The 10,988-nt window shown below is 65.6% G+C and carries 6 protein-coding genes; all 6 read right to left on the minus strand.

Annotation, left to right across the window (positions count from 1 at the left end):
• Nucleotides 1-120: 120 nt before the first annotated feature.
• The 6 genes from ACK1U9_RS05070 to madL all read right to left on the minus strand — a co-directional run bounded on the left by ACK1U9_RS05070 (nt 121) and on the right by madL (nt 10,825).
• Entirely contained in the window at nt 121-786 is a 666-nt protein-coding gene (locus ACK1U9_RS05070; protein ID WP_108481596.1) for an SCO family protein, read from the minus strand.
• On the minus strand, nt 783-1,439 hold the full coding sequence (locus ACK1U9_RS05075) for an SCO family protein (protein WP_046614354.1): 657 nt from the start codon (nt 1,437-1,439) through the stop codon (nt 783-785). The genes ACK1U9_RS05070 and ACK1U9_RS05075 overlap by 4 nt, the downstream gene beginning before the upstream one ends.
• Nucleotides 1,436-3,412 carry a cytochrome D1 domain-containing protein gene (locus tag ACK1U9_RS05080; RefSeq protein WP_046614355.1) on the minus strand — a complete coding sequence of 659 codons (1,977 nt, stop codon included), beginning with the start codon at nt 3,410-3,412 and terminating at the stop codon, nt 1,436-1,438. Before ACK1U9_RS05080 ends, ACK1U9_RS05075 begins: the two co-directional genes overlap by 4 nt.
• A gap of 20 nt (nt 3,413-3,432) precedes the next feature.
• Nucleotides 3,433-9,276 carry a manganese-oxidizing multicopper oxidase MnxG gene (gene mnxG / locus ACK1U9_RS05085; RefSeq protein ID WP_108481594.1) on the minus strand — a complete coding sequence of 1,948 codons (5,844 nt, stop codon included), beginning with the start codon at nt 9,274-9,276 and terminating at the stop codon, nt 3,433-3,435.
• A 359-nt stretch (nt 9,277-9,635) separates the two neighbouring features.
• Complete coding sequence (gene madM, locus ACK1U9_RS05090) at nt 9,636-10,400, minus strand: malonate transporter subunit MadM (protein ID WP_024087229.1); 765 nt, start codon at nt 10,398-10,400, stop codon at nt 9,636-9,638.
• A gap of 2 nt (nt 10,401-10,402) precedes the next feature.
• Nucleotides 10,403-10,825, minus strand: a complete 423-nt coding sequence (madL, locus tag ACK1U9_RS05095; protein ID WP_085600757.1) for a malonate transporter subunit MadL — start codon at nt 10,823-10,825, stop codon at nt 10,403-10,405.
• Nucleotides 10,826-10,988 lie beyond the last annotated feature (163 nt).

Consider the following 10,988-nt stretch of genomic DNA (forward strand, 5'->3'; position numbering starts at 1 on the left):
TGGGGGCGCTTTGCGCCCCTTTCGCGACGCAAGGCCGCTCCCACAAAGACCGCATCCACAAAGGGAGTTCCCAGAGTGGCAGATGCCACAGAGGCCAATGCCGCAGGGATCGCATGATACTCACCGCCCTGCCAGAGGCAGTGCCAGCAACTGCATGCGCTGGGCAATCGCCGCCGGCGGTGCATCCGGGCGGATCTTGCTCCAGCGCTTGCCGGCGACGTCGCCGGCAATCAGCTGTGTGGAATGCTGCTCGGGGCTGGGCAGGAACTGGCCGATGCGCCCGAGCACCAGGTCGACATTGGCCTTGTCACCGGTCAGGAACAACCAGTTGGGCCCATCCACGCCCTGCTTCCCGGCAAACGCCTTGAGCACCTCGGGGGTGTCGTTGAGCGGGTCGCTGCTGATCGACACGAAGGTCACCTGGCTGGCCAGCTGCGGCCCCATGGTCTCACGCACTTCGCGCAATTTGCGGGTGATCAGCGGGCAGGCGTCGGTGCAGTGGGTGAAGATCACGTTGAGCATCACCACCTTGTCCTTGAGCACATCGCTGTAGAAGCGCAGCTCGCGGCCGTTCTGGTCCTTGAGCACAGTGTCGGTGAACCAGGCCTGGGCATCGCGGGTACCGCCGCCACTGGTCATCGCCTGCGGGGCCGGCTGCGGCTCTGGCGCCTGCGGGGCATGGCCTTCATGGGCGAGCGCCACCGAGGCAAGGATCCACAGGCAGCCACCCAGCACCAGCCAGTCAAAACCGCGCATGCCTACGCGGCGGGAGCTTGTCTGGCTCATGGTTGCACCTCGTGATGGTCGGCAATGGCCGTGCTCTTGGCATGCACCCGGCGGGCGCCGAGGCGGTTGATTTCATCGATCAGCACAGCCGGGTCGGTGAACCCGTAGTAGCGCGTCCAGTGCCCGGTGCGCCCGTCGCCCACCAGGATCAGCGGTGGGTGCTGGCTGAGGTCGGCGCTGAAACTACCCAGGCCCTTGAGGGTTTCGCTGATGGCGTATGGCGTGCCGGTCAGCCAGCTCCAGCCCGGCCCTTTCTGGAAGGCCTTGGCGTAATCCTGCAGGCGCTTGGCGTCGTCACGTTGCGGGTCGACACTGATCGACACCAGATGAATGTCTTGCCCTACCCGGCCACCCAGTTGCTGCTGGACCTTGCCCATGATCGAAGACACCACGGGGCACACCGTGGTGCAGCTGGTGTAGATGAAGCCCATGACCACCAGGTGGTCGCCCACCAGGTCTTTTTCCAGGCGTACCGGCATGCCGTCCTGGTTCAGTAGCGAGACATCGGCAAAGCGCACGCTGGCCTTTTCCTGGCGCGCCGCCGGTGGCTGTTCGGCGTGGCCGTTGTGGTCGTGGCCACCATGGGCCTGGGCCAGGTTGCCGGCAAAAGCCAGGCTCAAGGCCAACAGTTTGCAAGCATGCTTGGCGTTCATCGCAGATTCCTCACGTCATTCTCGGAAACGGTGGACGTTGCGGCCGGCAGGACGCGCAGGCTGGTGTAGTTTTCCTCGGCGAACCTGCGCCCCAGCGACGGCGACTGCACGTGCAGGTACCAGGCACCGGGTTCTGGCAGGGTCAGGGCTGCCTGATAGATGCCCTCGCCCACTTCCTCCAGCCGCAGGTTGCGCGGCATCGACGAAGGCGCCAGGAAGTAACGCAGGCTCAGGTCGTTCAGGCCCAGGCGCGGCTGGCCATCGTCGCCAAGGATGCGCACCCGTGCATTAATGGCGCTGTGCTGCGACAACGGCCTGTCCAGGCCGATGAACTCGGCGTGCGCACCCTTGCGCTTGCCGGCATTCGGCGCTGCGGCCACGTCGGTGCTGAAGCAGTGGATGATCTGCGGCTGGTTGAGCAGGAAGGCCACGTCGAACTTGCCGGCCGCGGGCATCTTCACCGTCGAGCCGTACACGCCCGGTGCCAGTTCACGCAGGCTGCGGTCGACGACGATGGCGGCGCGGGCCTGGTGGCCGCGGTTGTTGTAACCGGACATCGGTGCGTTCATGCCTTCGGCGTAGAAGTAGGTGGTGTTGTCCACCGGGTTGACCACGAACACCGAATTGTCGTCGCGCGATACCGAAAGCCCCTGGGCCAGCGGCAGGTCACCCGCCTGGCGTGGCGCCGCCGGGCCGGCCTCGAAGCCCTGGATGATCGGCGAACGCCCCTCGCCCAGGCTGGCCAGGTTGATCATGCTCACCTTCGACGAAGCCAGGCCGCGCACGTAGGCATAGCCCTTGGTGAAGGTCAGCTGGTACGGTTCGGCCGCCACCGGGATCTGGTGGATCAGCTTGTCGGTACTGGCGTCGATCACCAGGGCCTGGTTCTCCAGGGTGTTGAGCACGATGCCGTAGCGGCCATCGCTGCTGAAGCGCATCGGCCCCAGGCCCGGATCGGCCTGGACCGTGTGCCGCAGCTGGTGGTTGCGGGCGTCGAACACGCGCACGCTGCCCTCCTCGCCGTCGACCACGTACACCGCCTGGGACAACGCCGAGTAACTGACCGACAGCGGGTGCGGGCCAACCTTGATGGTCTTGGCCAGGCGCATTTCCGGGATGTCGATGACGCTCAGGGTGCCACTGTCACGGTTGCTGACATAGGCGTAGCGCGAGTCGGCACTGAAGGCGATTTCGTGGTGCCCGCTGCCGGTGTTGAAGGTTTTAAGGGTGTTGCGACCCGGTACATCGATCACCGTCACCCCGCCCTTGGCCGGGTCGCTGCTGTTGTTGCCTACCCACAGCCGGTGCTGGTCCGGCTGCAGGGCCACACGCAGCGGCTGGTCGCCAGCGTCCAGGTCGGCCACGCGGGTGAAAGTCTCGGTGTCGATCACCGAGACCTTGCCGCGCTCGGGGATGGACACGAATACCAGCTTGTCGTCACTGGTGGCCACCCAGTCCATGGGCCGCCCAGGCAGGTCGATGCGGGCCATGGTGCTGGTCACGCCGCCCACCGACACGGTCGGGTCGATCACCGTCAGGCTGGCGTCCCTGTTCATCATCAACAGAAAGTAACCGTTCAGGTCGAGCAATGGCCGGGCGCCGATGCTGCTCTTGAGAAACAGCGCGACACGGGCCTTGCAGCTCTGGTCGCGGTCGCCCTCCGGGGCCGACTGCGTCGGGTCGATCCACGCCCCTGGGGCCATGCCCGACAACGGCTGGCCACTGGCCTGGTCACTGACCTTGAAACGGATGTTGGCAAAGCTGCCCTCCTGCAGCTCGCCCCCCGCCAGCGGCCGGGCCTCGAACTCCACGGTCACGCCGTCCCGGCTCAGCCGGTGCAGGGCCTGCGGGTCGTCAGCGTCCTGCAGATACTCGCGCGGATCGCACCAGAGGCTTTCATAGGCTACGCCCAGGCCGATCAGCGCTGCCCCCAGTGCTACACCCATGCATGCAAGGCGGGTTTTCTTGTTCATGTTCGCGCCCCCATTTACCGTCACTGCGCCGGTGCCGTTGCCGGCGGCGCTTCATTGGTCACCCGCAAGATCCCCCACAGCCCCGAGAGGTTGCCGTAGGCGGCGTAGTCGCGGAACAGGTAGTCACCCGCCACCGCGTTGGCGCCGCCGGCGCTGGGCAGCATGAAACTGAAGTGCGCCGCTGGCAGCACGCTTTCCTGGGCACCGATGTACATGGCCATCGGGTTGTAGCCGAAGCGCACCGAGCCGATGCCGGGCAGGCTCAGCGGGTAGCCGTCCACGTCGTTCTTCTCGGCCTGATAGTTGTGCAGTGGCCACAAGTGGCCATCCAGCTGATAGACCATGCCGCGGCTGCCACCACTGGGCATCACGATATGGTTGCGCACTGGCTGGCCGGGCTTGGCGTACAGCACCGGGGTTTGCGGGTCGCCACCGACCAGGGCGTTGGCGTAGGCCATATGGGCGTTGGGTACATCACCAAAGCCCAGGCCACCGGCGCGGCCGAAGGGTGAGTCGGGGGCCATGCCGAAGCGCAGCCACAGGGGTTCGGTCTTGTAGTTGACCGCCATGTTGCCGTTGTCCTGAGGGTCGCCGGCGGCGCCGTTGCCTTCGGTATTGATGCCCTCCACCGGGCGACCGTCGGCCCAGCGCATGTTCAGCGCACGCTGCCATACCGTGACGAAGTCGCGGTAGTCCGGCTGGCCGGTGACCTTGACCGTGGCCTGGGCCCTTGTTGCGGTGTCCTCGGTCCAGGTGGCGGTCTGCGGCAGGATGCTCATGGCACCCACCAGGCCTTTCTGCGGCTGCTTGATGACGTCCGACGGGGTAAGGTTGAGGCCGCCGAATTCGATGGCCGTGGTGTTGATGTTGTCTACCGTGCGGCCCAGTTGCGACACCGGCTTGCCTTCACGCTCCAGGTGGCCGGCATAGTACTGATAGGTACGGGTCGGCCAGGCGCCGCTGGTGCCGGTACGCGGGGCCACGGTCTGCACCGGGTTGAGGCCGACGTTGGCGCCGTCGGACTTGGTGATGTCGTAGGCCAGCAACTGGGCATGCAGGCCCACGTGGCTGGATGGCCGCATCAGGTTGTTGGCAAACGCGGTGGCACCCTCGCTGTCGAAGCGGTCACGCTTGACCACGTTGTGCATCACCGCAGTGCTGGGCAAGTCCGGCATTACCAGTGGCAGGCGGTTTTCCAGAGTGATGCTGATGCACTCGCCAGCGTTGGCGCGCAGCACCAGCGGCTCCACGGGCACGCCCGCCTTCAGCTTGCCGGTGGTGGCGTCCAGGTCGGCCTTGCGCACGTACAGGATCGCGGTCGGGTCGTGCAGCGGCGCGCTGTGGCCACCGATGGTGAAGGTTTCCCCATCTTCGGGGTCTACCCCACTGACCAGCGGGATGGCGGTCTTGCGGCTGTTGAACACCAAGGTGCCGCCGTTGGCCTTGAGCGGGCCGCCGACATGCTGGCCGACACCGGCCGGGTCGTTGATGCTGACACCGTTACGGTTCTCGAGGATATCGTTGGCCAGTGCCGCGACGATCTCGTAGCTGCGCTTGACCGTGGGGCGGGTGCCGACGCCGTTGGGGTTGGCCGTGGTTTTCGGGCAGATGCCATCGAAGTTCACGGTGTTGCGCATGGCCACCGGCTGCGGGTTGTTGGGCAGCGGGAACAGGTCGGCACGCTGCGCGGTGTAGTTGCGCATGATCCCCCAGATGCCGTTCCAGTAGCCCTCCAGGGCCGCATCCAGCGAATACAGGTAGTCACCGTTGGTGGCCGCTGAACTGGAGATCATCGACACCGGCGCCATGAAACCCAGTTGCTCGGAAATACCGATCATCTGCGATGACTTCCAGCCCGAGTTGGAGCTGTTGCCGTAGCCGGTGCCGTTCTGCAGCCACTTCACGCCATGCAAGGTGATGTTGTGCTCCTCTTCATGGCCACCGGCGTGCATGCGCAGGCGCACGTTGTCGCCGGAGTAGGTGCGCAGCATCGGGGTGAACGGGTCGCCCGGTTCGCTGCCGGCCGCGTTGATGTGCGGCGGGAACAGCGTGGTGCCGCCAGTGGGGCCGACCGCCGAGGTGATCGCCGAGGGCGCCAGGTTCATTGCCGGGATGGCGCGGTCGGTACGGGTTTGCAAGGCGTAGCTCAGGTCGCCGGCCAGGCCGTCGGCCTGCATGCCACGCTTGCCGTCCGGGCCGACCTTGTTGGGGTCGTAAACACGCAGGGCCAGGGGCTCGTTGCGGTAGTTGACGACGAACATGCCCGGGTCATCCACCGAGATGGCCTGTGGGCAGGGCCGGCTTGGGCAACCTGGGTTGATGCCGCCGCGTTCTTCGACGATGGCCTCCAGCAGGTTCGATGCCTTGCCGCGCACGGGCGGGTTGATGGCGTAGCGGAAGCTGTCGGCAGTGGCCGGGTACGACTGGGCATTGGGGATGCCGTCCGGCCCCGCGCCGACGTACACACCGGCCTCGTACGCGTGCTGGAAGTCGCTGTATTCCAGGAAGAACTCGCGGTAGCTGTCGTTCTTGCCGTCGCCGTCGTGGTCACCGGTCTGGATCACCGCCTGCCACGAAGTCGGGCCACCGTCCTGCCGCGTGGCCGGGTTGTACAGCTTCTCGCCGGTTTCGGCGTGGTACCAGGTGGAGTTGGCCGGTTCGGCCAGCACGGTGGCATACAGCCCAAGCTGCTGGTGGGTCGATGGGCCGAGGTGGTCGTGGGTGAAGATGGTACCCAGGCCACGGTCGACGTTGTACACGTTCACCAGCGGGTCGGCGAACCAGCGCTGCATGGCCGTGCGTGCGCCCAGCCAGTCGGCCCTGCCAAAGCGGCCGAAGTACGGGTGCTGCCGGGCTTGCGGGCAGGCGGCGGTGCCGTCGCGGCTATCGCCCTGGGTGCAGCCGTTGTAGGCACGAATGGCCTGCACCCGCTCGACCACGCTGCCGGGCGATAAGATGCCGTCTTCGTAGTTCCAGCCGTTGGCCGAGCCGTCGGCGGCGGTCAGGTCCCACTTGGGCAGGTGGATGTGCTGGCCGATCACGTCGGTCGGGGTGCGCACCTGGTAGTCGTCCATCTCGTAGATGTTCGGGATCAGGTTGGTGTGCTGGTACATGGTGCAGTCGAAGGTGTTCATGCGCATCACCAGCGGCTCTGGCGGGCGCTGCTTGGTGATCACCGGCCAGGCGTCTTCCCACAGGGCGATGATGCGTGCCTGCGGGAAGTGGTAGCCGACCTTGTTGTACACCGCGTCGAACTGGATGTTGGCGCCCTTGTAGATGCGTGGACGGTCGGCGGTGAAGGCCGAGGCGCCACGGAAGTTCAGGCCCGACAGGCTTTCGCCGCTGAAGTATTCGCCTACCCCGGAGGACTGGGTCAGGCGTTTGCCCCGGTCATCCATGCACGGCTCGTAGAACGGCGCGCCGGCAGTGGGCAATGCGCCGTTGGTGCGGAACGCCTTGGCCACCGGCTCGCTGCCGGGGATCAGGGCAAAGCTTTGGTGTTCGGCCTGGGCGTGGAACTGCATGGCCGCCTGCTCGACATCGGTGCCTTCTTCGGGCAGATAGATCGGCTTGGCCTTGTGTACCACCTTGGTGAAATCGAGCTTGGTGGTGGTGGTTTCGGCTTCGCCGCCGGCGGATACGCCGTCCAGCGCATGGCGCCCCAGGCCACCGTCCCAGCCATCGACCTGGTTGGGGTCGAGGTTGGCCCACAGAGCCTTGCCGCTTTCCTTGAGCTGGCGTGCCATGGCCGGGTCGAGCATGTCCAGTGGCGGGGTTGGTGGGCGGTTGCCCACGCTGCTTTCCATACCGCCGATCCAGAACGGATAGCCAGGGTTCTTCAAGGTGCCGTCGGCGTTGCGGTTGGCGTCGCTGCGGTCGACCAGCGCCAGCGAGCCGATGGCCTTGCGAACCGGCGCCTGGTTGGCTGGTTCTTCATCCTCTTCTTCGGGCTCGTCGTCGTCATTGGCAGCAACCAGCTCTTCGGACAGCTTCGGTACCACCACCACCTTGCCTGGCATCGGCGCCATGGCCTTGCCGGGCAGCGGCACGATGGCCGGGATTGGCGTGCCAGCAACGATCTCGCCATCGGGCAAGGCCCGGGCGCCAACCGCCGGCTTGCCACTGCGCAGGGCGAACGGGGTGCTGTGGAAGCCATTCTCGCCCTGCCCGCTCACTTCAAGACGGGTGCCTTCCTCGAACACGTCATGCACCCGCCACATGGCCCACATGCCCTGGGCGAAGTGCGGGTAGAAGTGGCAATGGTAGATGGCATCGCCCGCCACCCGGTTGCGGTTGCCCGCACCGCCGTTGGCGATTTCGTAGGTGTAGCCGACCCCCGCGCCAATGCCCTGGGCATCGATGTAGTCGGAATTGTCGTCATTGGGGTTGAACAGCCACTGGTGGCCATGCAGGTGGAAGATGTGCTGTTCATGGCCGTTGTGGGTGTTGCGGAACTTGGTGAAGTCACCGATGTAGCTGTGGTGCACGTTGGCCGGTTCCGCCGGGAACAGGGCCATGCTGGCCTTGACCCCGACGGCGCTGGCCGGTGGTACCTCGCCAGGACGGATGTGCTCCAGGCCGACGTTGGCCGGCACGTCCACCAGCGTACCGACATCACCGACCGTGTGCGAACTGAGGAAGAACTCCTCATAGGCGCACGACAGGCAGTCATGCATCGGCCCCACGCCCAGGCGGTTGGCCACCACTTCGGCGCCCATGCCACCGGAACCGTAGTTGATCATGAACGAGTCGCGGGTGGGTTCCAGTACGTGGCCCATCACCGGGTCGGCCCAGTAACCAGGAAACGCCTGGGTGCCGGCGACCTCGTCGGCGAACTGCGAGGCGAAGTCACGGAACGCCTCCAGGCGGTTGGGCAACGCCGGGTTGCGCTTGCCCAGGCTTTCCAGCGGGTAGGTGGACTTGGGGAAACTGCCATCGGGGTTGGGGCCCATGACGATGGCATCGGTTTCGCTGTTGATGATCTGGTTGCCGTCGACCATGGCAATGATCGGCTTGCCGGCCTTGCCTTCGGCGATCCAGGGTTGCATTTGCGGGTAGCGGGCTTCGTAGTCGATCACCGGTTGGCCGGTGGCGGTACGGCCGGTGGTGGCCAGGCGCATTTCTTCTTCGGTGAGGGTATTGCGGTAGGTGCGGCCGAGTTTTGGCACCACCACTACCTGGCCGAACAGGCCGTTGGCAACGTTGCCCGCAGTGCCCTCGCCGCCGAATGTGGCGGCCTTGCTGGTAGCGGCAAAAGCGCCTTCGCGTTCGGCGTACAAGGTATAGCTGCGGGTGCTGCCTGGGCTGACGAAGAAGTTGCCATTGCGCCCGGTGTAGGCAGAAATATCGGCGATGCTGTTGACCGCCTGCATGCCGTTGACCTGGAAGCCGACCATGCGCTCGGCCACCTGCTCGTCGGCGACGAAGCCTTCGGCGGCGTCATTTTCGAGCTCCGGCCCCTCCTCTTCGCCCTCAGGCTCTTCAGCCTCGATGCCGTGCTTGTTGGGGTTGGCCTTGTAGTCGAGCAGGTTGGTCAGGTTGACGGTAAGGCATTCACCGGCGGCCACCCGCAGCACGATGGGCCGCGGGCGCTTGTCCGGGCGCAGGGTGACCTTGCCCGGTACCGCCGCCCCGCCGCTGCTGAGGGGGACCATCTTGTCGTCCACCACATCCTCGCGCAGGGCGAACATCATGCCGTTGGCGTTTTGCGCGCCAAGGCGGTTGAACATCAGTGGCTGGTCCAGCGCCACCACGTTGGCGACCAGGGTGCGCTGGCACTGCACGGCGGCTTCGCTGGTCGACTCCCAGCCGAGCAAGGCCAGTACGAGTGATGACAGGATGGGGCCTTTGAGTGGCATAGACATGCTGCACCTCCGGTACACAGGATCTCTGCGTGGAGCTGGAGCAAGGTGTATGCCAGGAACGGATTGCTTTTATTTTCAGTTGGTTGCAGCGGTAAACGAAACAGGTTGGGGAGGATTCCCCAGCGGTTTTCCCCGAAACGGGGGGTGGTTTGCAGGTGTTCGTCACGAGATATTCCCACAGGTACAGCATTGCTCTCGAGGTTGTCGCTGTACCTGTAGGAGCGGCCTTGTGTCGCGATGGGGCGCGCAGCGGCCCCAGGATCTTGACGGCGATGCGGATATCGCTGGGGCCGCGTTGCGGCCCGATCGCGACACAAGGCCGCTCCTACAAGGGGTCTGCACAGTCCAGCAGATTGTGGTCAACCGACCAGGGCGCGTACGCAGAAGTACAGGATCGACGGGCCCATCAGGCAGCCCAACCCGGTATGGAAGGTGGCTGTCAGTGCCCCGTACGGCACCAGGCGCCGATCGGTCGCCGCCAGCCCGGCCGTCACTCCCGACACCGTTCCCGCCAACCCGCCGAACACCATCGCCGACCGTGGGTTGTCCAGCGCCAGCAGGCGCGCCGATACCGGGGTGAACACCATCACCAGGATCGCCTTGATCAGCCCGGTGGCAATCGACAGCGCCATCACGTCCGAGCTGGCCCCCAGCGCCGCCCCGGTCACCGGCCCGACGATATAGGTCACCGCACCCGCACCGATGGTGGTCATGCTCACCGCATCACGGTAACCGAACGCGTAGGCCACCGCCGCGCCGACAATGAACGGCAGCACCGTGCCGAGCAGCAGCGCCACCGCGCCGATCATCCCGGCCCTGCGCGCCTCGGTGGCCTGCACCTCGAAGGCCGTGGCGACAATGGCGAAGTCGCGCAGCATGGCCCCGCCCATCAGGCCGATGCCAGAGAACAGCGCCATGTCGGCCAGGCCTTTCTGGCCACCGGTTATGGTGCCACCGACCCAGGCCAGCACCAGGCCGATGACAATGGCGATGGCCGAGCCGTGCACGCGGCCGAAGGTCAGGTACTTCGACAGCACCACCGACAACCACATGATCGCGCCCACCACCGCGAAGGCAGTGATCAAACCGTTATGTTCCAGGGCATTGTCAATGATCGGCCACATGATCAACGCCCTCCAGCAGGGGCAGCCTGCACATTGCTTTCGGGGCCGGCCTTTACTGCCGGCAGGGGTTCGCCGCGGTGGCTGCGGCTGATCAGGGCAATGGTCGCACCGCACACCAGTACCGCGCCCACTGCCGCCAGCAACGCCACCGGCCCGCCGTGCAGGGCGGTGACCACGTTCTGCTGGGCTGCCATGGCCACCACCACCGGGATGTACATTGCGCCCCAGAACCCTACGCCGAACTCGCATTCCTTGCTCATGCCGCCGTTGCGGTGCATGTACAGGCGTGCGCAGATCAGCAGGATCATGGCGATACCGACCCCGCCCACATTGGATTTGACGCCCAGCAGCACGCCCAGGAAGTCGCCGACGATGACGCCGGCAAGCGTGCAGACCGCCAGCAGTGCCACACCATAGATGATCATTGTTGTTGTCCTCAGGTAGTGTCGAAGTTGCTTGTTGTTGTTCTTCGTAAACACACTTTTGTGCGGCTATCGCGGTCATTGTGGGAGCGGGCATGCCCGCGAACACGGGCGAAGCCCGTGCCATCCACCGCGGTGCCTGCTTCGCGGGCACGCCCGCTCCCAC

This window comes from Pseudomonas sp. XP1, from assembly GCF_053557675.1.